The following is a 23,777-nucleotide window of genomic DNA, read 5'->3' on the forward strand; positions in this document are numbered from 1 at the left end:
GATTGACGGACAGGGCATCGCAGCGAATACGCTGTTGATGCTCTTAACGTTTTCAGCGCATAAGAATTTATAAGTTTCGTCTATGATAGAGAGGTTTGTCTCAAGGAGGGGCTTGTATGACTGTTAAGAAACCGGAGCTGCTCGTAACGGCATCGAACTTGGAAGAGCTGCAGCGGTTAATCGCAGCGGGGGCGGATGCCGTATTAATCGGCGATTCCCGATTCGGGACACGTGTTCCTGGCGATTTCACGCATGAGCAGATGGCAGAGGCTGTATCGATCGCGAAGCAAGCGAATCGCGACGTTCGTATATATGTGGCGATGAACAACATCGTAGATAATAAAATGGTCGAGGAGCTTCCTGCTTATGTAACAGAGCTGGAGCGCATTGGCGTAGATGCTGTTGCATTCGGCGATCCAGCTATACTGATGGCCGTACGTGCGAATGCACCGAAGCTTAAGCTGCATTGGAATGCAGAGATGACATCGACGAATCATGATACTGCAAACTTCTGGGGACGCCGCGGAGCGACGCGTTTCGTATGTGCGCGGGAGCTAAACATGGAGCAAATTGCTGGCATGAAGGCTAGAACGGATCTTGAAGTACAAGTACAAGTACATGGGATGACGAATATTTATCATTCCAAGCGCTCGCTTGTTCAAAGCTATATGGATTTCAAGAAGCTTGCTGAAGGCGCTAATGCAAACGGTGATGAAGCGGATATGTATTTGATGGAGGCAGATCGTCCGGATGAACGGTATCCGATCTTCGAAGACTCGAACGGCACGCATATTATGAGTGCAGACGATCTGTGCATGATCGAGAACTTGCAGGAACTGATGGAAGCCAATATCGATAGCTTCAAAATTGAAGGACTAATGAAGTCCGTTGATTATAATGAAACGGTTGTACGAGCTTATCGGACAGCAATCGATGCTTACTGCAAGGACCCTGAACACTATCGTTTCCAAGAAGAATGGCTTGAGGCGATTCAAGCGAAGCAGCACCCGGATCGTGAATTGAGCTACGGCTTCTTCTATAAGGAACAGGTTTATTAAGTTAAATAAGATTGAGGTGACTGACATGACGAATACAACATCAGAGACAGGACGCAGCCTGACCGGCAAGCGTTATCGGCTGGATCGACCGGAGCTGCTCGCGCCAGCGGGCAACCTCGAGAAGCTGAAATTCGCAGTGCATTACGGTGCGGATGCGGTTTATATCGGCGGACAGAAGTACGGTCTTCGTTCGAACGCGGATAACTTTAGTTTCGAGGAAATGCGCGAAGGCGTTGAGTTTGCAGCCAAATACGGCGCGAAGGTGTTCGTGGCAACGAACATCTATGCGCATAACGAAGATATTGAAGGTCTTGAGGAATATTTGAAAAATCTAGAGGAAGCCGGCATCGCGGCCATTATTGCAGCGGACCCGATTATCATCGAGACCGCACTGCGCGTTGCGCCGAAGCTGGAAGTGCATCTTAGCACGCAGCAATCGACGTTGAACTGGCAGGCGGTTAAGTTCTGGAAGGATGAGGGACTGCCTCGTGTCGTGTTGGCACGTGAAGCAAGCCTGGAAGAAATTGCAGAGATCAAAGAGCATGTCGACATCGAGATTGAAGCATTCATCCATGGCGCAATGTGCTCCTCCTTCTCCGGACGCTGCGTGCTGTCGAATCACTTTACAGACCGGGATTCGAACCGAGGCGGCTGCTGCCAGTCATGCCGTTGGAAGTATGACCTATTCATCGATGCAGAGCAGTTCGAGGACAATGGCGAGCAGTTCACGATGGGCTCCAAAGACCTATGCATGATTGAACATTTGCCGGACCTAATCGAAGTCGGTATCGACAGCTTCAAGATCGAGGGTCGGATGAAGAGCATCCACTACGTCGCAACGGTTGTGAATGCATACCGTCAAGCGATTGATGCCTACTTCGAGGATCCAGAGAGCTACAAGCTGAAGCCAGAGTGGATGGAAGAAATCTATAAGGCGGCGAACCGTCCGCTGAATACGGGCTTCTTCTTCGATACGCCAGGCGCGGAAGATCATATATACGGCCCAGAAGATAAAGGATCCCCGTACGATTTCGCAGGTATCGTGCTCGATTATGATGCTGCAACGGGAATTGCGACTATTCAACAGCGCAACCACTTCAAGCCTGGTCAAGAAGTTGAGTTCGTCGGTCCGGGCGGAAGGTTCTTTAAGCAGACTGTTGGCGAATTAAAAGACAAAGAGGGCAATAAGCTGGACGCTGCACGTCACCCGCTGCAAGAAATTCATATGACAGTTGAACAGCCTGTTAAGCGGATGGATATGATGCGCAAACGGATCGGTAAAGCATAATGTTTGTTTGGAGATAATAAGTAATGATAGGTCTTTATGATCATTAGCGATATTATGCGCTATTGGGTCATAAAGACTTATTTTTTTACAAATTGTTCGTGATTGCTATTACATATTTGATAAATTTGTACGATACTAGTAGATAAAGGGCTTACATTTAGGACAAACGATGCATATTACATACGGGAGGCTGTTTCTTATGTTGGGTAAATTGAAAGCGAAATCGAAAACGTTTCCGACAAAAACGAAAGCGCATTCATCTGAAACCGAAACAAAGCCTAATGTTGCAAAAGAGAAGTCAGCAAGTCTAAAAGCTAGCAGCAACAGCCCGAAGCATCGATTGAATTGGCTTAACCCTTTCAAGTCCGTAGGCACGACCTTGTTTTTATTCATATTTATCAGCATTGTAGCTTGTGTACTCTCTGTAGGCCTTGTAGCTTATAACACTTCGACAGACATTGTTCGTGATTACGCCGCATCAACTAGCCAAGAAACGATAGTACAAGGTGCCGGGAAGATGGATTCTGTATTCGAACAGTACAGTGCAGCAGCACAAATGTTTATGTCAGATCCAAGCTTCCAACAAGAAATTCGCACACTCCGTTCCTCGAAGGATGATGGCGAGAAGGCACAAGCTGGTCGAATGATCGATGAACGTGTTATCGCATTCTGGAAGAGCAATCCTGCCATTAGCCGTATCTTCATGATCCCAACGGATGATAAGGGTTCAATGATTACGAATGGCGAGAAGTTCGGCGCCAGTTATGTAGCGAAAGCGCGCAAATTTGATTGGTATACGAAAGCAATTGAGGCTAAAGGGAAAGAAGTATGGATGGAATCGCCGTTAGACGGATTTTATGATATTCCGATCGATCCTTCGATTGGTGTAGCTTTTGCAATGAAAGGAACCGTCTCTTCCGTTCCGCAATATGTTCTGTTGATCGAGGTGAAGCTTTCCGCAATTAAGGAGAAGCTTGGACAGATCTCGCTGGGAGAAGACAGCCATATTGTAATCGTCAACAGCAGTAATCAAATGATTATTCCGGAGGATCTGAGCCAATACGGCCAGACTGCCAGCGTGAAGCTGCCGGAACAGCTGGAATACCGAGGTGTCTTCGAGACAACAACCACGACAGATGCGCAAGTGCTTGCGGTACATAGTAAATTCGCGATGTCAGACTGGCGGATGGTGGGTACACTGCCTGTAGATGAGCTGCTGAATGGCGCGGATAAAATTAAACGGTTTACGATCATTGTAACGATAATTGCAGCAGGTGTGGCAGCGTTGCTAGGCTTCCTGGTCGTACTACTGATTGCGCGTCCGCTTGGCCGTCTGCGCAACTTGATGAACGAAGGCGAACGAGGCAATCTAATGGTTCGCATGAAGCTGAAACGTAAAGACGAAATCGGGCAAGTAGCGCTAAGCTTCAATAGCATGATGGCGGAAATTACAACACTGGTGCAGCAGACGAGTGGATCGGCGCAAGAAGTGCTTCAGACGGCTGCTGAATTAACAGCTTCCTCTCACAAAACAGCGGGTTCGGCGAAAGAGATTGCCGTTGCAACGGAGGAGATCGCAGGAGGCGCAACGAGCCTTGCCGTTGAAGCAGAGCGCGGCAATGATCTGACCACCACCATTCATGAACAGATGCGCAAAGTGCTTGATGCAAACAAACAGATGGAGCTAGCAGCCGCACAAGTAGAGAAGGCAGGACAGCAGGGCTCTGAGTATATGATGAAGCTGATCCAGAAGACAGGCATGACGGAAGAAATGACGCGCGAAATGGTAGGCAAAGTCGATAAGCTCCGTGACTCGACGTCGTCCATCCGCAAAATTCTTGACGTGTTGAACAATCTGACGAAGCAAACGAACATTCTTTCGTTGAATGCGACGATTGAAGCCGCGCGTGCTGGCTCGGCGGGTAAAGGGTTCATGGTCGTCGCAGATGAAATCCGTAAGCTGGCCGACCAGTCCCGGCAATCGATCGATGTCGTAGCGCAAATTACGGATACGATTCAGCAGCAAATCGATGAGACCGTTAATGTATTGTCGAATGCTTATCCGCTTTTCCAAGAGCAGATCTCATCCGTCAAAGAATCGAATCAGATTTTCTTGACCGTTCAAGGTCAAATGGGAATGTTCGCAGGCAGCATGGATGCCGTTACGAATGCGATTGGAACGCTAGAGCAGTCACAGATCGTGCTTGCGGAGGCTATGAGTAACGTAAGTGCAGTAGCGGAGCAATCGTCTGCAACGTCTGAAGAGGTAGCTTCGTTAAGCAGCGAACAGCTGAACATCAGCGATGGACTCGTTCAATTATCAGCACGGCTGGCGGAAGTGTCCAGCCAGTTGAAGCAGTCGTTGGCAAGGTTCCAGGTTTAACGATATTGTTGATTCAGAGCAGTGGCCATCCAGTCGAGGGTGGCCATTTATTATTTTTCAAAGTGAGGAAGTTGGAAATCGATAGTCGGTTTTTACAAAAACCTAACGATCCGCAACCATTTCGAAAGGATTTTCGTCGGATATTCGAAAAAAGAAGCTTTTTCTTAAAATTAATGTTACAAAAGACCTAGAATTAACCGATATATTTATTACGAAATCTATGTGTCTATTCCATGAGCAGGCGGTGTACCAGCAATGTCAAAGAAGAACAAGCAGCCTCAATCAGTAAACACAATAGGCAGCGATCAACTAGAGAAGGCACAAGGAGAGCAACAGGATTTGAAAGGTAAAATTAAATCTAAATTAAAGCTAAAGGCAATGCCAAAGCTCAAACCTAATACGCAGGATTTTAAGCTGTCCAAAATGAGCTGGGCAAACCCTCAACGCTCAGTAGGGGCCAAACTGTTCTTGTTTATTTTCGTTAGCATCCTAGCGTGCGTGCTCGTTGTAGGGACGCTGGCATACAGCAAATCGAAAAGCATTATTCGCGAGAATGCGGCAGAGTCGAACTATCAGACCATTCAGCAGGCGGCAGGCAAACTGAAGCTGTTGTTCGATAACTATGAGACGCTGACGCTGCAGGTTATGGTGGACTCTGCCATTCAAGAAGAATTGAGCATTATCCGAGACGAATCATTAGAGCAATTCGATCGTTTCCAGGCTACAACGAAAGTGAACAGCTTGCTCCAGAAGTATATTCTGAGCAACAATTCAATAGCGAACGGCTATTTGATTCCTCTGAAGGAGGGCGCTTATTCGCTTGGCAGCTCGGCATTTAGTCAAGAGGTAGCGGAAAGCAGCGACTGGTTCAAACAAGTTAAAGAATCGCAAGGGCAAACGTTCTGGATCGAGTCCAAGGCTGACGGTCTAGCAGGCACTTCTGCAGAACCAACGCTTGGCGTAGCGCGCCTGCTGAAGAGCAGCGTAACAAGCGAGCCGCTCTTCGTGCTCGTATTCGAAATTAAGTTGAGCGCAATTCAAGATACGCTTGGTGAAATTTCATTGGGTGAAGGCAGCGTCGTCTCCATCGTCGATACGAAAAATCGTTATACCATGTACCCAGGCGATGGTGGCGCTGCGAAGTTGGGAACAGATGCAGATGTCGCAATCCCGGCATTTGAGGTCGATGGCGAAAACGGCGGCTCGTTGGAAACGGCAGATACGGAAGGCTCTAGTGTAATCGCAGCTTATTCCGAGGTTAACAACGCAGGCTGGCGGATTGTAGGCAAAACACCGGTCGATCAATTGGTGAATGACGCGAATGCCATCTATGTGCTGACATTCATCGTTACTGCAGCGGCGGCGGTTGCAGCAGTCGTAATCTGCTATGTGATGATTCGTATGTTTGCGAACCCACTCGTTCAGCTGCGCAACCTGATGAACGAAGGAGAACGCGGCAATCTGAGTGTACGTCTTCATTTGAATCGCAAGGATGAGATCGGCCAATTGACAGACAGCTTCAACCGAATGATGACGGAGATTACTTCATTGGTTGATCAGACAAGCGGAACAGCTGACGAGGTATTGGCGACAGCAAGCGTTCTGACTGAGGCATCGCGGAAAACCGCGGTTTCTGCGAAGGAAATTGCTGTAGCAACGGAAGAAATCGCTGGCGGAGCTACTAGCCTTGCTGTTGAGGCAGAGCGTGGCAGTGATTTGACCACTACGATCAATACGCAAATGCAGAACTTGCTCCACACGAATCAATCGATGGAAACGTCCGCGCAGACGGTACAGCAAGCTAGTGAGCAAGGAACAAGCTACATGAACGTGCTCATCGAGAAGACAGGCTTGACGGAACAGATGACGCGCAGCATGGTTGAGAAGGTAGATCGTCTGAAAGATTCGACTTCATCGATTCGCAAAATTCTCGATGTGCTGAACAATCTGACGAAGCAGACGAATATTTTGTCGCTCAATGCAACCATTGAAGCAGCACGCGCAGGTGTAGCGGGCAAAGGATTCATGGTCGTCGCAGACGAAATTCGCAAGCTTGCCGATCAATCTCGCCACTCCATTGATGTCGTGGCACAAATTACGGAGACGATCCAGCGTGAAATCGATGATACGGTAGAAGTGCTGACCGAAGCGCATCCAATCTTCCAAGAGCAAGTATCGTCGGTTAAAGAAACGAACCAGATCTTCATGGCCGTACAGTCGCATATGACGCAATTTAGTGAAAGCCTTGGTTCAGTAACGGAAGCGATCGGCAAGCTCGATGAGTCCCAGACGGTATTGTCTGATGCGATGACCAGCGTAAGTGCCGTAGCGGAACAATCGTCCGCAACATCGCAAGAGGTAGCTTCGCTGAGCAATGAACAGCTGAGCGTAAGCGAAGAGCTCGTTAAACTGTCCAACCGTCTTGAAGAATCATCGAACAAGCTTCAGCAATCGCTGTCGCGCTTTACAACCAAAAGCGAAGCTTAATTATTAGCTCATAACGAAGACAGGTCCTAGCATTCTTGGACCTGTCTTTTTTGCTTGCGATTATTATACTAGCTGCTACTCTCTTACATCATAACCAACAATGGTTTTGGTGACAGCGTCGAAATAAATACCAATTGGCCCTAACAGAGCGTCTAACGCCGTGTTGAATGTAACCTTATAGATTACTTCGGGTTCAACCTTTGTTTGCTTGAGCGGAACATCACTCCATTGGGCAATGGTAACTTCAGCTTCACGCCAATCCCCTACAATTCTTGACTGCTCTTGCTCGGTCATTTGATTCCAAGCTATCACTCTAAGTGAAGATGCCGTTTCAAGAAACCACAAATCCGCGTCGGGCAGAAGCCCTCCTTTAGGCTTGTCGTTATTGTTATCACTACACCCGATTATGGACAACAAAACGATAATAACAAGCGATATGTATCCTATTCTAATTAGAAATGTACATCTCTTGTTCATACCGATCTCCTTCCGAAACGCTCTCAGCCGATGCGGAATTACCATATTACTAACAACCTTAGTAACGGAACCAGAAAAGGTAATGTTGCAATAATACGGAAGGGGCACTAGCCCTTAAGATGTTTGAGGGGCACAGCCCCTTATCCGTTCGAACAAGAGTTTTACCCCGCAGGGGTACGCGACTCCTAGCAGGGAGTAACTCAGCTAGCACCATCAGCCGATCCCACGCCAGTTCCGGGGTCCAGGGGACGGCAGTCCCATGGGGTCCTCCCTTGCAGGGAGGATTTAGGCGGGTAGAACAATTGGTTTAAAAAGAGGGGGTCATGAGGGGCACAGCCCCTTATCCGCTCGAACAAGAGTTGTACCCCGCAGGGGTTCGCGACTCCGAGCAGGGAGTAACTCAGCTGAACCATCAGCCGATCCCACGGTTATTCAGGGGTCCAGGGGACGGCAGTTCCATGGGGTCCTCCCTTGCAGGGAGGATTTAGGCGGGTAGAAAAACTGGTTTTAAAAGGGGGTCAAGAGGGGCATAGCCCCTTACCCGCTCGAACAAGAGTTGTACCCCACAGGGGTACGCGACCCCTAGCAGGGTGTAACTCAACTGCACCATCAGCCGATCCCACGCCAGTTCCGGGGTCCAGGGGACGGCAGTCCCATGGGGTCCTCCCTTGCAGGGAGGATTTAGGCGGGTAGAACAATTGGTTTAAAAAGAGGGGGCGCTAGCCCTTAAATAATTCGGAGGTTCGTTAAGGGGCGCTAGCCCCTAAACATACATAATTAGGGGGTCCAAGGGGCACAGCCCCTGGAGTCCTACCTTGCAGGGAGGAATTAGGCGGGTAGATTGGGCAATAATGCTAACACCAATAGGATGAAGCGGGGGCAAAGGTTGCTTTGCGTAGACGACTTATAACAATTGCAGTTGCAATGACAGTGTTGTTCGGCATATGGGAGTGGAGGCTAAGCGTCATGGAGCTGTGGCCTAGGACGCAGTCGGGCAGCAAAACGCAAGTTGCCCGACAAGCGGTAGAGCAGCGGGATAGCGAGCTTATAATTGATGCAGGGAGGGGAGAGTTCGTCGATCGGAATGGCATTCCGTTGACGGGTCAGTCGATTGAGGCGCTTGCTCTATTCCCTGTGCAGGCCGGTCAGCGTGGAGGAGCGGAACAGATTAGCCGGTTAGCTTCGATTCTTGACGTTTCCGTGCAGCAGCTCCAATCTCGTCTAACTGAGCTGAAGGAACCAGGCTACTGGCTTGAAGCGGGCAGTACGCATCCGCTTGCTCTTACGGAGAGACAGCTTGAAGCGTTAAAGACGGTTCATATCAATGGCGTGCGTGTTGTTCCCTATCGACTGCGCTATATGGCTCCGTACCTTGCTTCACAAACAATAGGTTATATAAGTCAGCATCCAGAACGGATCAAAACGGCCTATGGCCACGAGTACGCGATAGGCGAACTTAAGCTAAATTCGGTAATTGGAGGAGCAGGGCTGGAGCGCTCTCTTGATCGGCTGCTCAGGGGTGATGGCGGTACAACGGCATCGTACTATACAGATGCTTCCGGTCAGCCTCTGCAAGGACTAGATGTCCGTGTAGCAGCTCCTGTTAACCGTTTGTATCCGCTGCAGGTCATTACGACGCTTGATGCAGGTCTGCAAGCGGCAGTTGAACAATATGCGGATCGCTCTGGATTGAAGGAAGGGGCAATTGTTGTATTGGATATGGCCACTCGCGATATTGTAACGATGGTATCAAGACCACGATTGAATCCGGAGCAGGTAGATGCTGCTGGGTCAGCGGCTGCCAATCATGCTATACGCGCTGTTGAACCAGGATCGATATTCAAGCTGGTTACGGAAGCGGCTGCGCTTGAAGCAGGCGTATCGATGCCTTCCGAAACATTTCACTGCAGCGGTGAATACGGACGGTATGGCTTGTCTGACTGGAAAGCTGGCGGCCACGGCGAGCTTACGCTTCGTGAAGGGCTTGCAAAGTCATGCAATATCGTCTTCGCGACGATAGCGGAGCGGTTGACGGCCAGACAGTTAGCGGACACAGCTTTCCGGCTTGGAATTGGCAGGCAGGTAGGCTGGCATTCGGAACAATCAGTGGGGCCGCTCGCAGGCCCAATACGACTGTTGGAGGAAGAGGAAGCGGGGCGAATTTTTGATCGGAAGCAGGCATCTGTTGATGGCGGCGTTATGGCGCAGACGGGCATCGGACAACGCGATGTGCGTATCTCTCCGCTTCAGGCCGCGAATATGATCGCAACGATTGTTAATATGGGTCATGTCGCAGAGCCGCGCATCGTTAGCGAAATCCGATATGCAAACGGACAACGGCTTGTATCGTTTCCGCCACATGAAGCAGCATCGCCAATAGGGCGAATCTCGCCAGCAGCAGCGCGTGAGCTAATGGATGGGATGCAGCTTGTTGTTAAAGTAGGGACCGGACGCTCCATCCAGAATGGCGTCTGGGATGCAGCAGGCAAATCAGGCACGGCTGAAGTAACTCGCAGCGGCGTAGATCGTGTCAATCAATGGTTCATTGGTTATGGGCCTTTAAAGTTTCCGAAATATGCGATTGCAGTGTTGGCCGAGAACCGTACACCTAACACCGCTAATGAAGCGACAAAGCTGTTTCGCGCGATATTGGATATAGCTGCGAAGAAGCAGTAAATAAACGTAAAGAAACCGCCCTAGGAAAGAGCATAGAATGCTCTAAACGTAGGGCGGTTTATATTTTACACCTAGATAAAGTTATGTTATTCCACTGGGGTCTCGGGTGCAAGTTCTGAACTGCTGCTGTCGAACTCGCCCTGCGGCATTCGAATCCAACGATGGAAATACCGCTGATCGTACAAGGCTTTGATTAGAATGATCAGGATCGGAGACAGGATAACGCCTGCGACGCCGAACAGCGACAACGAAATGATCATGAAGGTCAGCATGGTGAACGCAGAGACGCCAAGCGTATCGCCCGTAATCTTGGGTTCGAGAATCTGGCGGGCCAACACGACGACAAGGAACAGGCCGGTTACCCAGATGGCAAGCGACGTATGGCCAACGATAAACATATAGATAATCCAAGGCACGAATACCGTACTTACGCCAAGCAGGGGAAGCACATCGAAAATCCCGCAGACTACTGCAATCGTGAAGGCGTTCTGGACACCTAGCAGAAGCAGGGAGATGAAAATAACGGCGAACGTAATCGAAATCAGCTTAAGCTGCGATTTCAGATAAATACCAATTCCTTTGAATACATTGTCGCGAAGAAACTCGAACGCTGTTTTGAACGTCTTTGGTGTTTTCTCCGACGCTGTCCGCTTCCAATCTTTAATCTCAACACTTAAGAAGTACGCCAGAATGATGCCAATGGAGAAGTTAAAAACAAAAGCAGAGAAGCTTGTTAAATAATTAGATAACGTAATTAGGAACGAAGTTGCGATGGACTGTCCTTTCCTCGTTACATAATCAACAACCGAATCGAACTGGCTGAGCAGGTCGGGCGGCATACTATCCACTTTGGACGAAATCCAATCGGAATGAGCTTCAACCTGTTCACGGAGAAGCTGCTGATATTTCGGCAGGTTCACAATTAATCGGTTGGCCTGATCGGCAATAATAAAGCCAGCTCCAAGAAAGATACTTATGATGACCAATGTAAACAGCAGTACGCTGATGGCGGATGCAATTGACTTCTTCAGTCCGAGCTTGTTCAACCAGCGAGCAGGTGGTTCGATGAACAAATAAATAAAGAAGGATAAGAAAACGGGAGTTGCAAGCTTGTACAAATAGCTGAAGGCAAACATGGTTAAGTATACAGTTAAAGCGATAAGGGCAATATCGAAGGCGGTCCTCCAATATTTTTTGTAAAACACGATCATCTGCGCAGCTCCCTTTCACAAAATAGTTCTTCGAACAGCTTAATATTCATAAATTACATATTACTGGACGTGGTCGAATGCATACTTCTTCCATTGTACTACAGTTCGCATTTAGATGCCTATTTATGCCGAACGTATGTTACAATTAATAGTGGGCTTTCTATAAGTAAACACTAACTACATATTGAATTTGGTGGGAATAAGCTATGCAAAATTTATTTCTGTTATTGTTCTACGCGCTGACCTTCTACGCTTTTCTCCCTGGGTTAATAAGCCGAATGTTCGGTTTCCGCGCATTCAAGCGAGGACGCGTCAAGCGTGAGATTGCACTAACCTTCGATGATGGTCCGGATCCGCGTTATACGCCGCTTTTGCTTGATCTTTTGAAGCGTTACAATGCCAAAGCGACGTTCTTCGTAGTCGGGGCACATGCGGAGAAGCATCCGGAGCTGTTGAGGCGTATGCGTGATGAAGGTCATGTTATCGGCATTCATAATTACGAGCACAAAACGAACTGGCTGATGCGTCCGAAGAAAGTGAAGTGGCATATCCAGCGTACACAAGAAGTAATTAAGGACGCGACGGGTCTGGACGCTATCTATTACCGTCCGCCATGGGGCATCGTGAATGCGTTTGATTACTCTCCAGGTAATCATCTTCATATTATTTTGTGGTCCGCCATATTCGGTGATTGGAAGTACAAGCTGGGAGCAGCCCGGCTGCGTCAACGAATGATGAAGAAGATGCGTCCCGGTGAAGTTCTGCTGCTGCACGACTGCGGGATGACGCCCGGTGCCGATGAGCGTGCGCCTGAGAATATGATTCAAGCGCTAGAGGCCTATTTGGCTGAAGGGGAACGTCGCGGATTCCAATTCGTCGGTATCGATGAGATGATTGCACTTACGGATAAAGCGATCGGGCTAGTGCCAAGCCGATTAAAGCGAATCATGATCTGGCTGTGGCTGCGATGGGAAAGCCTGTTTCACATGGTCTTCCGCACGAAGCCGGTTGGTTTGCCAAGTCCATCTTTCCATTATCGGTTAACCCAGTATCATGGGGCATCGATTGAGATTGGCAGCGGCATCACGTTAGAGAATAAAGATACCATTGCCGAACTGCATTTTGATAATCGGACACTCCTCGAAATCGCGCATAAATCAGCTACGCCGATTGCCGCTGCAATCCGGCTTGTTCGCATGGTGGAGAAGCAGTTGCCGACAGTGGCATCCGCGTTGGCACGCGATCCTGAAGCGGTGAAGGCCAAAACGCTCTATGGCGTCACGATGATACATCGAGGTGCAGAAAAGCTTGGCTTCAGCGTACATGAGCTGCCAACAGGAATGTTCGCTTCCATGAGCAAGATTTACTTAAAGGTGTTAATGCGCGTATTGACGCCAACGCCTAAACATTCGGATGCAGATAAGCGCAGCAGCCGCCATGCTGTCGAACTTAAACCGCATATTTTAATCTATCCAATCCCTAAGCTGCTGGAGCTTGCTTCAACGGAACCGGAGGCAGCAGCAAGCAGCAAGGTTGAGGCACAGAAGAAGCAGCACCTATCTAAGCCTAGCACCGTTCAGGCAGCACAAGAGCTCGAACTGGAATTTGATCATCTTGAAGGCTCCAAGGCAGGCAGCTAACGATTCGGATTCGTTTCACAGAACCATAATCAATCATCATGCCGGTACATCGAGAATGCAGAGTTCTCGATGTACCGGTTTTTATTTGGGATAAGCGTGGTATGTAATGGAGGAGAGGACGCAATGAGTACGTGGGATTCAATTATTTTCGGTATAAGCTGTGGGCTGTTTGTTATCTTTATGGTGATTGCCATTATGGCTGCAGCGAACCGTAATCGTGCGGGGAAACCGATTGCTACCGGTTATCCTACAGCAAAGACGCAGGCTAGTTTAATTGGACTCGTGATTTTATCTGCAGTTGTTTGGACCATTCAAGCATTTACTGGCACACATACCTTGTTTATCGTATTCACAGCACTCGGTATAAACTTTGTTATAAATCCGTCGGTGTTAGGGGAGAAAGGGTTAAAGCTTGGTGTTCACTATGTACCAAGAGATCGAATAATCGGGTATACCATTCAATCGAAAGGCACCAAAACAATCATTCATTTTCAAGTGCAGGGTAAGAAGGGCCCCCTAGTGATGGTTGTCAATGAGTCACGAAACAAGGATTTGAAGAATCAATTGCTGCATTATTTCGCAGAGGCGCCAGAGCAGGAATAAGCAGCGGGGAGTGTGATTGTACAGCGTGGCATCGAAGAGCGGCAGAAGAGTGGCTGCAGGTCTGACGGTATTGTATGGTTGTATACTGCTATACTGGATGTTTGTTGGGTTCAACAGAGCCCATTTTACAGATTATCGATATAACTTCATTCCATTTGATACGATCACTTATTTTATAGGGATTGCCCATAAAGCTCGAGGAGCGGCAATGCTCAACTTACTTGGGAACATAGTCCTCTTCGTACCGTTCGGACTTCTGTTACCCTTGTCGGCAAAGCTGAATCCGATTGTATGGACGTTGTTATTCGCAGCGAGCATCACAATGCTTGAACTGCTGCAGCTTGTAACGAAGCGGGGGATGTTCGATGTTGATGATATTATCCTCAACGTCTTCGGTTTCTTGATCGGATATGTTGTATTGTTTGTTGTACGGTCATTATTATTATCAAAATAAAAACGATGGGCTGTCCAATTGTTGGACAGCCCATCGCTATTCGGTATGAAATTATGCTTTCAGAACCGCACCGTTGCTTGCGTTCGTAACGAGCTTGGAGTAACGAGCGAGGTAACCTTTCGTTACCTTAGGCTCAAAGCCCTGCCATTCAGCCTTACGACGCTCAAGCTCTTCTTCATCGATGAGCAGGTTAATCGTACGGTTGTTCAGGTCGAGCTCGATTTCTTCGCCGTCGCGTACGAATGCGAGCGGGCCGCCTTCAGCTGCTTCTGGCGAGATGTGACCGATGGAGATACCACGGGATGCACCGGAGAAACGGCCGTCTGTGATCAGACCAACCTTCGCGCCGAGGCCCATGCCCATGATTTGGGACGTAGGTGCGAGCATCTCTGGCATACCAGGGCCGCCCTTTGGTCCTTCATAACGGATAACTACAACGTGGCCTTCTTTGATCAGGCCTTTCGCAATGCCTTCGAGACATTCTTCTTGCGAATCGAAGCAGATCGCAGGACCTTTATGGTATCCGCCAACCGATTTGTCGACAGCGCCGACTTTTACGATTGCACCGCCTGGAGCGATGTTACCGAACAGGACAGCCAGGCCGCCGCGCTCAGTGTGCGGGTTATCGAGCGTATGAATAACTTCGGTGTTCAGAATGTCGCAGCCAGCAACGTTCTCGCGAAGCGTCTTGCCTGTAACAGTAAGAACATCACCATGAAGTGCGTCTTCCTTCTTGAACAGCTCGTTCAGCACGGCGCTTACGCCGCCTGCGTTATGAACGTCTTCGATGTGCCAATCCGATGCTGGTGCGATCTTCGCCAGATGCGGCACGCGGTTAGCAACTTCGTTGATGCGTTCGATTGGGTAGTCGATGCCTGCTTCATGAGCCAGAGCAAGCGTGTGAAGAACCGTATTCGTCGAACCGCCCATAGCCATATCGACTGCGAATGCGTTGTCGATCGCATCTTTGGTTACGATATCGCAAGGCTTGATGTCCTGCTTGATCAGCTCCATCAGCTGGCGAGCGGACTGTTTAACGAATTCCTTACGTTCTGGTGCAACGGCGAGGATCGTACCGTTGCCTGGCAGCGCAAGGCCAAGTGCTTCAGCCAAGCAGTTCATCGAGTTCGCCGTGAACATACCGGAGCACGAACCGCAAGTTGGGCAGCCGTATTGCTCGAGCTCTGTCAGGCTCTTCTCGTCGATTTTGCCGGATTGGAACGCGCCAACGCCTTCGAATACGCTGGACAGCGAGATCGAACGGCCGTCGGACGTTTTGCCCGCTTTCATTGGGCCGCCGCTGACGAAGATCGTCGGGATGTTGATGCGAAGTGCTGCCATCATCATGCCTGGCGTAATTTTGTCGCAGTTCGGGATACAGACCATGCCGTCGAACCAGTGCGCATTAACGACCGTTTCAACGGAGTCAGCGATAATTTCGCGGCTCGCGAGCGAGTAACGCATGCCGATGTGGCCCATTGCGATACCGTCGTCTACGCCGATTGTGTTGAATTCGAATGGAACGCCGCCAGCTTCGCGGATCGCTTCTTTAACGATCTTGCCGAATTCTTGCAAGTGCACATGTCCTGGAACGATGTCGATGTACGAGTTGCAGACTGCGATGAATGGTTTGCCGAAGTCTTCCTCTTTAACCCCTGCTGCACGCAGCAAGCTCCGGTGCGGTGCACGGTCAAAGCCTTTTTTGATCATATCGGAACGCATTTTGTTTTTAGATGCCGACATTGAAGTCCCTCCCATGAGTTTGTCCATAGCAAATAGTTTACCACAACGATAGGTTTGTGACCACAGCAACGTATGGTTCAATCGACTCATGCAGCAGTCGAAATGTTAAGGAAAATCTATAAAAATGACAGATATCGTTAATGAAGAGTCGATTCAAGGAACAAACGAGGAAAGGTCTTGCTTTGCCGGTCTGATCATAATACGGATTGTAGAACCGATGCTAGAGGAGAGTGATTCCAAACCGTCGTATGTATGGATAACTGGGCAATTAACGTTGTTCGTTCTATATAAAATAATTAAGTAATCATACGTTGAGCTTGAAGTGTTCGATGATATGAATAGAAGAATGGAAGCCAGATCCAGTTCTCTTAGGGGAACTGGCTTTTTTCTATGAGATGAGCGTGGAAAAACGGAAAGTTATGTTAGGAATTCGGACATGAAATATGCGGATCGAAACTCAATAGACGCTCGATACAAACTTTATGTCAGAAAACATAACATAAAAATGTTTACATGTTGAAGCTGGGCACCTATAATGTTGGTAAGTTATTCCTCAGTCGAACAAATATATGCCATGAGATTGCGATTGGAGACGTGGTAGGATGCAGCTGACAGAACGCGAGAAAGAGAAATTGCTTATTACGGTTGCGGCCGATCTGGCGCGGCGGCGTATGCAGCGCGGCGTAAAGCTCAATTATCCGGAAAGCATTGCGCTTCTCACATCGGAGATTATGGAAGGTGCACGCGATGGCATGACGGTTGCACAGTTGATGACATACGGCACCACGGTACTGACACGTGCGCAAGTGATGGAAGGTATACCCGAGATGATTCATGAGGTGCAAGTAGAAGCGACATTCCCTGATGGGACCAAGCTTGTAACGGTTCATCATCCGATAGGAGAGTGAAGCGATGATTCCAGGCGAATATCGGACGGTAAGCGGACAGATCGAACTGAATGCTGGTCGGCGGACTGCTCAGTTACTGGTCGTTAATACAGGTGATCGGCCCGTACAGGTAGGATCGCATTTTCATTTTTTTGAGGTGAATCGCGCGCTGCGCTTCGACCGCAGAACGGCATTTGGCATGCGGCTCGATATTCCGGCGGGAACGGCGGTTCGTTTCGAGCCAGGCGAGGAGAAGCCGATTCGACTTGTTGAACTAGGTGGAGCGAAACGGTCATTCGGACTTAATGGTCTAAGTGAGGGCGAGGCTGCCCATGGCAAGATGAGCGATGAAGTGAGCGCAAGACTTGCGAAGTGGGAGGAGGGTGCGAAATGAGCAGCATGGATCGAAGCAGTTACGCCCAAATGTTCGGCCCAACGACCGGCGATGCCATAAGACTTGCGGATACAGAGCTGTGGGCACGCATTGAACGAGATTATACCGTGTATGGCGATGAATGCAAATTCGGCGGCGGTAAAGTCATTCGTGACGGCATGGGACAATCCAGCGGCGCGCTCCGTGAAGAGGGCGTGCTCGATACACTTATTACGAATGCAGTCATAATCGATCATTGGGGCATTGTGAAGGCGGATATCGGGATTAAAGACGGCCATATCGTCGGCATCGGCAAGGCAGGCAATCCGGACATTATGGATGGTGTTACGCCGGGCATGATTGCAGGCGCGAGTACGGAAGTTATAGCAGGCGAAGGGCGAATCGTAACGGCGGGCGGCATTGACTCGCACATTCATTTCATCTGCCCGCAGCAGATCGAGACGGCGTTGTCTTCCGGCGTTACGACGATGATCGGCGGAGGCACAGGTCCAGCTACAGGAACGAATGCTACGACGGTAACGCCGGGCGCTTGGCATTTGTCCCGCATGCTGGAAGCGATAGAAGCTTTTCCGATGAATATCGGTTTAACGGGCAAAGGCAATGCATCCTTCATCGGACCGCTCGTCGAGCAGATTGAAGCTGGAGCAATAGGGTTGAAGCTGCATGAGGATTGGGGAACAACGCCTGCTGCCATTGATGCGTGTCTCACCGCTGCAGATCAATACGATGTGCAGGTGGCCATTCACACAGACACGCTTAACGAAGCGGGGTTCCTTGAAGATACGCTGACAGCATTCAAAGGCAGAACGATTCATACGTACCATACCGAAGGTGCTGGAGGCGGACATGCGCCGGACATTATCCGGGCGGCAGGCGAACTGAACGTGCTGCCCTCCTCAACGAATCCGACGCGTCCGTTCACGGTAAACACGATCGAGGAGCATCTCGACATGCTGATGGTATGTCATCACCTCGACAGCCGTATTCCGGAGGATGTCGCATTCGCGGATTCACGCATACGACCGGAGACGATTGCGGCGGAAGATATTTTGCACGATATGGGCGTATTCAGCATGATCAGCTCCGATTCGCAAGCTATGGGCCGCGTAGGAGAAGTCATAATTCGAACTTGGCAGACAGCGGATAAAATGAAGCGCCAGCGCGGACCGCTAGCGCCGGACGATGCGGACGGCGACAACTATCGCATCAAGCGGTATGTTGCCAAATATACGATTAATCCAGCGATTACGCATGGCGTATCGCATCTCGTAGGGTCCATCGAGATCGGCAAGTTCGCCGATCTCGTGGTATGGCAGCCGATGTTCTTCGGCGTGAAGCCGGATCTCGTCCTGAAAGGCGGCAGCATCGCTTTCGCGCAGATGGGCGATCCGAATGCCTCGATCCCGACGCCGCAGCCGGTATGGGGGCGCCCGATGTTCGCATCGTTCGGCAAGCTGATCGCCAGCAGCTCGATCACTTTCGTCTCGCAGGCCGCTTATGATCGCGGGATCAAGGATCGGCTTGGCCTGACGAAACGAGTGGAGCCCATTCGAGGCTGCCGCTCGATCTCGAAGAGAGACATGATTCATAACGATGCGACGCCGCGCATTGAAGTCGATCCGGAGACGTATCGCGTCACGGTGGACGGGGAACTCGTCACCTGTGAGCCAGCGGAGGTGCTGCCAATGGCGCAGCGCTACTTCTTATTCTAGCTTATGGCTAGACATTGGCTGGCTCTGCAGCAGCTGCTTGATTCTGCGCTGCCCATCGGCGGCTTCTCCCATTCGTTCGGCCTCGAGACGATGGTGCAGGAGGATAAACTGACGGACAGCCGAGCGCTTGAGGCATACGTGCAGACGATGCTTCGGCAAAGCTGGGCGACAAGCGATGCGATGGTCATTAAAGCGGTGTATCGCGATGCGGACACCCAACAATGGGAACGGCTGTGGGCGGTAGAACGGATCGTTCATACGCAGCGGTTGGCGGCGGAGACAAGGTCAGGTGCGGAGAAAATGGGCAAAAGGCTGCTGAAGCTAGCAGTCGACATGTGGCCTGACTTGAACTGGCAGCCCATAGCTGAGGCGGCACGGGCAGGGAATTGCTTGTCGACGCATCCGCTAGTGCACGGTTATATTTGCTGGCAGCTTGGCGTATCGCTCCAGCAGGCGATGGAGAGCTATTGGTATGCATGCATGGTCACCTGCATCAACAGTGCATTACGTCTGATGTCCATCGGACAGACGGAAGGCCAGCGGCTTATTGCACGGCTGACGCCGCTGACCAGCGAGGCATGGCGTATTGCCGAAGGCTTGGAGCCGGAGGAGGCCTATTCCAACATGCCGATGGCGGAGCTTGCTATGATGCGGCACGAAACGTTGTATTCGCGATTGTTTATGTCTTGATTTTATAGAGGCAGCTGAAAACCGGACTTTTTGAACACGCATTAATAATTTGATAGTACACATGGGAGGTTTTATAAATGTGCCAAGGACAAGGTCATAGCCATAACGAGTGGGTAACGCCGGAGATCGACGCATCGCGTCCGATTCGCATCGGAATCGGAGGTCCGGTAGGATCAGGCAAGACGGCGCTCGTCGAGCGGCTCGCTCGAGAGCTGTCCGGCAAATACAGCGTAGCTGTTATTACGAACGATATCTATACGAAGGAAGATGCGCGCATTCTTGCAGCAACAGGCGTATTGCCTGTTGAGCGGATCATTGGGGTAGAGACGGGCGGTTGTCCGCATACGGCGGTTCGTGAGGATGCCTCGATGAATTTCGAAGCGATTGAAGAGCTGGAGCGTCGGTTCTCGCCGCTTGATATTATTTTTATCGAGAGCGGCGGTGACAATCTGGCGGCGGCGTTCAGTCCCGAGCTGGCGGATCGTTTTATCTACATTATAGACGTGGCGCAAGGTGAGAAAATCCCGCGTAAAGGCGGTCCCGGCATTATGCGTTCCGATCTTCTTGTCATTAACAAAATCGATCTTGCTCCGTATGTCGGCGCCAGCCTGCGCGTCATGGGCGATGATTCGAAGCGGATGCGCGGTGAGCGTCCGTTCATCTTCTCCAATCTGCTTGGCGAGAGCGGAGTGCAGGATATTGTGAACTGGCTTGAACACGAGATTGCCCATGCCAAAGGATTAGCGCATTCGCATGACCATGCTGCCGAGCATGCAGCTGGCGATGAGCATTCACACGGGCATAAGCGTCATCATCACGATCATGATCACGCGCACTAAGATCCTCGAGGATGCAGCGCTCGGACTGACGAGGCTGCAAGCTTCTTTCGAGCATCATGGCGATCGAACCGTTATGACAAGCAAATACCATACTGCGCCGCTGAAGATTGCGAAAGCTTTTCCAATCGGGGCAGGGCTGGGCGTTATTGTCATGGATGTATCGCCTGGCCTGCTGGATGGCGATCGATACGAGCTTGAATGGCATTGCGGCAGCAACAGCCGGCTGTTCGTAACGAATCAGTCGTATACGAAAGTGCATCCCGCAGGTGAGAAGGGCGGGGCTGCGCTCAAGCAGTCATTCATGCTGAAGGAAGGAGCTGTTGTGGAGCATATGCCAGAGCCGATCATGCTGTACCGTTCGGCGGCCTTGCGGAGCGAGACGGATGTACGTCTTGCTCCTGGATCGCTGTGGGTCCAAGCCGATGTCTGGTGTCCCGGGCGTACACTTCGCGGTGAAGCATTCCAGTATGAACGGTTCGACAGCCGACTGACTGTCCGGTATGGGGAGGAGCTGATCGGCTCGCAGCGTCAGTTGATCGAGCCTGCTCTGCAGCAGCTGCATGTGCCGGGCAGCTGGGGGAAGGCAACCCATATGGGGATGCTGCTTGCCTTCGGCGATCGCATGGGCGAGCAGCACGTCGAAGCCGTGCGGGAGGCGCTTGCTTCGCTTCCTGACCGCAGCGCATACGGGGTAACGGTTGGTGCATCACTGACGCACCGCTATGGGCTTGCCGTAATGGCGGCAGGGACAGCGGCTTGGCCGCTGCAAGAAGCGCTGCGAGCAGCTTGGAGTGCGCTAAGGTTACAGCTGCTTGGCGAACCGCCGCATATGCTCGTGCAGGTGTAAACACAAAGAGGCGTCCAGGCACATCATGTGCTTGGACGCCTCTTTGTTCACCTGTCAATCCGATGTCCGATGTATGTATGCCGGCGTAAGGGAGGTCCGATCTGGCACATCATCGACGGATTCGATGGCGAGCAGCAGCGTGTCGGCAACCGCCGCTGCAAGGTCTGCCTCAGGCACGCCGACGGCGGAGATCGGAATCTCTAGCTGCTCCATATGCGGAATGTGATCATAACTGATGATGGCAATATCTTGCGGCACCGAGATGCCTTCGCCTTGAAAGGCACGAATAATACCCGCAGCCAGATCGTAGCTGCCGCTAATGACTGCTGCAGGCCGATCACTCAGCTTAAGCAGCTGCTTGGCTGCGTGGTAACCATTTTGCCAGAGCAGACCGTGCGAATCAATAACCCATTCCTCTTGAAACTCGATGCCGGCCTGGTGCAGCCCTTCCTTGAAGCCGATCCACTTCTCCTGCTGTTGTACCGATGCTTCCACATACGGTCCGATATAAGCAATACGCTCGTAACCTCTGCTTACCAGCGTTTCAACCGCGAGTCGAATGGCTTCCCGCCGATTCATATCGACATAGGGCACGCCAGGTTTGATTGGCATACCAATCGAAATCATCGGCGTCCGTCTGTGAGACGGCCGAGCGATAATGTCGGCTGTGCTCTCTTCGAACAATAGAATGGCGTCCGCCCGCAGGTTCTCGAAGGTAGAGATCGCCTCCTGCGGCTCGTGAATCGACAGCAGCGCGGTCAGGCCCTTCTCTGCCAGACGGCGTTGAATGGATGTAACAAGCGATGAAAGCGCGGTGCGGTCGATGCCAGGCCATACGATACCGACTAGGCCGGTGCGCTTGGTCACCAAGCTTCGGGCTGCAAGGTTTGGCGTATAGCCGAGCGCTTCGGCTGCTTCCATTACTTTGCGCTTCGTAGCTTCTTTGACAAGCGGACTATTATTGAGCGCCTTGGCCACGGTCGAGTAGCTGACGCCAACTTGCTTGGATATATCTTTAATGGTAACGGACATGAAGGAGCTCTCCTTTGTCACTATGCTATCAATGCGTGCTCGGGTTATGAACGATCTCTATTAATACTGTTATCGGAAAGAACTATGACTATTATATAGGGACGTCTGCCAAACGGCTATAAAAGCATCCGTTTTGTTTGCATCCTATCCTATTATACGCCCGAATAGAGCGCTTACAATGAAGAAGCGAATGAATCGTTTCAGTGATCCTTCTCTATCTATACTAATCCTATGTTCTCCATTCGACAATCGCATAGGAGGAAAATAGTATGTTGAAAAGAGGTATGCTTATCCTGCTGGCAGCGTTGATCTGTTTAACGCTCGTGTCAGTGGAGACAGCAAGGCCGAAGGTGGCGGAGGCGGCACCGACCTTCGCCAAAGGCGCAGACGTCAGCTGGGTAGCTGGGATGGAGGCGCAGGGGTACAAGTGGAAAGACAAGAATGGCGTGCAGCGGGACATTTTTGACATTCTTAAGAATGATTACAGCATCAACTCCATTCGTATTCGCGTATGGGTCAATCCATCCAACGATTATGGCAATGGCTACTTAACGAAGGAGCGGGCGGCCGCGCTTGCGAAGCGGGCCAAAGCAGCGGGGCTCAGCGTTATGCTGTCGCTTCACTACAGTGATTCTTGGGCTGACCCGGGCAAGCAGACGAAGCCGGCTGCATGGAAGAGCTATACGTTCACGCAATTGATGGATGCGGTGTGGAATTGGACGCGCGACGTGATGACGACGATGGCGAACAATGGCGTAACGCCGGATTGGGTGCAGATCGGCAACGAGACGAACAACGGGATGTTGTGGGATGATGGGAAGGCTTCCGTTAGTATGAAAAATTACGCATGGCTCATCAATACGGGCAACAATGCGGTGAAGTCGATCAGCAGCAGCACGAAGACGATCGTGCACTTGTCCAACGGTTATGATAACAGCCTGTTCACATGGAATATCGGCGGTTTGATTGCAAACGGCGCTACGTTCGATATCGTCGGCATGTCGCTGTATCCGTCGACGTCCGATTGGTCAACGAAGGTGACGCAGACGATAAGCAATGCGAACAGCATGATATCGAGCTACGGCAAGCCGGTTATGATTACGGAGATAGGCCTCGATTACAGCGCGGCATCAACAACGAAGAGCTTCATTGCGGACATTAAGACGAAGATTCGCAACATCTCCGGCGGCAAAGGACTTGGCGTTTTCTATTGGGAGCCGGAGTCGACTCCGGGTTATAACGGCGGGTATAACAAGGGCGCATGGGGTTCGGATATGAAGCCAACCGTTGCACTCGAAGGGTTCCTTAACTAGTCTTTATACATGTATAAGCACAAGCCGATCAGGCCTCTTCCGA

19 protein-coding genes are annotated in these 23,777 nt (G+C 50.6%); 15 read left to right on the forward strand and 4 right to left on the reverse strand.

Features of this window, described 5'->3' with window-relative positions:
* The first annotated feature begins 116 nt into the window (after positions 1–116).
* The 4 genes from H8B09_RS03625 (at position 117) to H8B09_RS03640 (ending at position 7,216) form a co-directional block, all read left to right on the forward strand.
* Positions 117–1,058: a peptidase U32 family protein gene (locus H8B09_RS03625; RefSeq protein ID WP_191202089.1), complete on the forward strand. Its 942-nt coding sequence runs from the start codon at positions 117–119 to the stop codon at positions 1,056–1,058.
* A 25-nt stretch (positions 1,059–1,083) separates the two neighbouring features.
* Positions 1,084–2,346, forward strand: coding sequence for a peptidase U32 family protein (locus tag H8B09_RS03630; protein WP_191202090.1), 1,263 nt, complete (start codon positions 1,084–1,086; stop codon positions 2,344–2,346).
* A gap of 517 nt (positions 2,347–2,863) precedes the next feature.
* A complete protein-coding gene (locus H8B09_RS03635) occupies positions 2,864–4,729 on the forward strand; it encodes a methyl-accepting chemotaxis protein (RefSeq protein WP_397376039.1) in 1,866 nt (621 codons plus the stop codon).
* Between the two features lie 378 nt (positions 4,730–5,107).
* On the forward strand, positions 5,108–7,216 hold the full coding sequence (locus tag H8B09_RS03640; protein WP_191202788.1) for a methyl-accepting chemotaxis protein: 2,109 nt from the start codon (positions 5,108–5,110) through the stop codon (positions 7,214–7,216).
* A gap of 75 nt (positions 7,217–7,291) precedes the next feature.
* On the opposite strand, the gene H8B09_RS30330 is transcribed toward H8B09_RS03640, so the two are convergent.
* Positions 7,292–7,693: a hypothetical protein gene (locus H8B09_RS30330; RefSeq protein WP_224753235.1), complete on the reverse strand. Its 402-nt coding sequence runs from the start codon at positions 7,691–7,693 to the stop codon at positions 7,292–7,294.
* A 966-nt stretch (positions 7,694–8,659) separates the two neighbouring features.
* On the opposite strand from H8B09_RS30330, the gene H8B09_RS03650 reads away from it, so the two are divergent.
* On the forward strand, positions 8,660–10,369 hold the full coding sequence (locus tag H8B09_RS03650; RefSeq protein WP_224753236.1) for a peptidoglycan D,D-transpeptidase FtsI family protein: 1,710 nt from the start codon (positions 8,660–8,662) through the stop codon (positions 10,367–10,369).
* An 86-nt stretch (positions 10,370–10,455) separates the two neighbouring features.
* Here the strand turns inward: H8B09_RS03650 and H8B09_RS03655 are convergent, their stop codons facing one another.
* Entirely contained in the window at positions 10,456–11,580 is a 1,125-nt protein-coding gene (locus H8B09_RS03655; RefSeq protein WP_191202093.1) for an AI-2E family transporter, read from the reverse strand.
* A gap of 206 nt (positions 11,581–11,786) precedes the next feature.
* On the opposite strand from H8B09_RS03655, the gene H8B09_RS03660 reads away from it, so the two are divergent.
* The 3 genes from H8B09_RS03660 (at position 11,787) to H8B09_RS03670 (ending at position 14,277) form a co-directional block, all read left to right on the forward strand.
* Positions 11,787–13,220 (forward strand): polysaccharide deacetylase family protein, encoded by a 1,434-nt coding sequence (locus tag H8B09_RS03660; RefSeq protein ID WP_191202094.1) that lies wholly within the window; start codon positions 11,787–11,789, stop codon positions 13,218–13,220.
* A 123-nt stretch (positions 13,221–13,343) separates the two neighbouring features.
* A complete protein-coding gene (locus H8B09_RS03665) occupies positions 13,344–13,823 on the forward strand; it encodes a hypothetical protein (RefSeq protein ID WP_191202095.1) in 480 nt (159 codons plus the stop codon).
* A gap of 25 nt (positions 13,824–13,848) precedes the next feature.
* A complete protein-coding gene (locus H8B09_RS03670; protein ID WP_318152552.1) occupies positions 13,849–14,277 on the forward strand; it encodes a VanZ family protein in 429 nt (142 codons plus the stop codon).
* Between the two features lie 51 nt (positions 14,278–14,328).
* Here the strand turns inward: H8B09_RS03670 and ilvD are convergent, their stop codons facing one another.
* Entirely contained in the window at positions 14,329–15,999 is a 1,671-nt protein-coding gene (gene ilvD, locus H8B09_RS03675) for a dihydroxy-acid dehydratase (RefSeq protein ID WP_191202790.1), read from the reverse strand.
* A gap of 623 nt (positions 16,000–16,622) precedes the next feature.
* On the opposite strand from ilvD, the gene H8B09_RS03680 reads away from it, so the two are divergent.
* The 6 genes from H8B09_RS03680 (at position 16,623) to H8B09_RS03705 (ending at position 21,389) form a co-directional block, all read left to right on the forward strand.
* A complete protein-coding gene (locus tag H8B09_RS03680) occupies positions 16,623–16,928 on the forward strand; it encodes an urease subunit gamma (protein ID WP_191202097.1) in 306 nt (101 codons plus the stop codon).
* 4 nt (positions 16,929–16,932) lie between these two features.
* Positions 16,933–17,301 (forward strand): urease subunit beta, encoded by a 369-nt coding sequence (locus H8B09_RS03685; RefSeq protein WP_191202098.1) that lies wholly within the window; start codon positions 16,933–16,935, stop codon positions 17,299–17,301.
* The gene (ureC, locus tag H8B09_RS03690; protein WP_191202099.1) at positions 17,298–19,013 is read left to right on the forward strand and encodes an urease subunit alpha; all 1,716 of its coding nucleotides are present in this window, start codon (positions 17,298–17,300) and stop codon (positions 19,011–19,013) included. Before H8B09_RS03685 ends, ureC begins: the two co-directional genes overlap by 4 nt.
* Positions 19,014–19,016: 3 nt before the next feature.
* On the forward strand, positions 19,017–19,703 hold the full coding sequence (locus H8B09_RS03695) for an urease accessory protein UreF (RefSeq protein WP_191202100.1): 687 nt from the start codon (positions 19,017–19,019) through the stop codon (positions 19,701–19,703).
* Positions 19,704–19,780: 77 nt separating this feature from the next.
* Positions 19,781–20,542, forward strand: a complete 762-nt coding sequence (gene ureG, locus H8B09_RS03700) for an urease accessory protein UreG (RefSeq protein ID WP_191202101.1) — start codon at positions 19,781–19,783, stop codon at positions 20,540–20,542.
* On the forward strand, positions 20,457–21,389 hold the full coding sequence (locus H8B09_RS03705; RefSeq protein ID WP_224753237.1) for an urease accessory protein UreD: 933 nt from the start codon (positions 20,457–20,459) through the stop codon (positions 21,387–21,389). The genes ureG and H8B09_RS03705 overlap by 86 nt, the downstream gene beginning before the upstream one ends.
* A gap of 54 nt (positions 21,390–21,443) precedes the next feature.
* Here H8B09_RS03705 and H8B09_RS03710 read toward each other — a convergent pair whose 3' ends face one another.
* Positions 21,444–22,421, reverse strand: coding sequence for a LacI family DNA-binding transcriptional regulator (locus H8B09_RS03710; protein ID WP_191202103.1), 978 nt, complete (start codon positions 22,419–22,421; stop codon positions 21,444–21,446).
* Positions 22,422–22,690: 269 nt separating this feature from the next.
* Between H8B09_RS03710 and H8B09_RS03715 the strand changes: the two genes are divergently transcribed.
* Positions 22,691–23,734 carry a glycoside hydrolase family 53 protein gene (locus H8B09_RS03715; RefSeq protein WP_191202104.1) on the forward strand — a complete coding sequence of 348 codons (1,044 nt, stop codon included), beginning with the start codon at positions 22,691–22,693 and terminating at the stop codon, positions 23,732–23,734.
* Positions 23,735–23,777: the final 43 nt, after the last annotated feature.

The sequence above is a fragment of the Paenibacillus terricola genome, assembly GCF_014779765.1.
In the GTDB taxonomy this organism is placed as follows: Bacteria; Bacillota; Bacilli; order Paenibacillales; family Paenibacillaceae; genus Paenibacillus_T; species Paenibacillus_T terricola.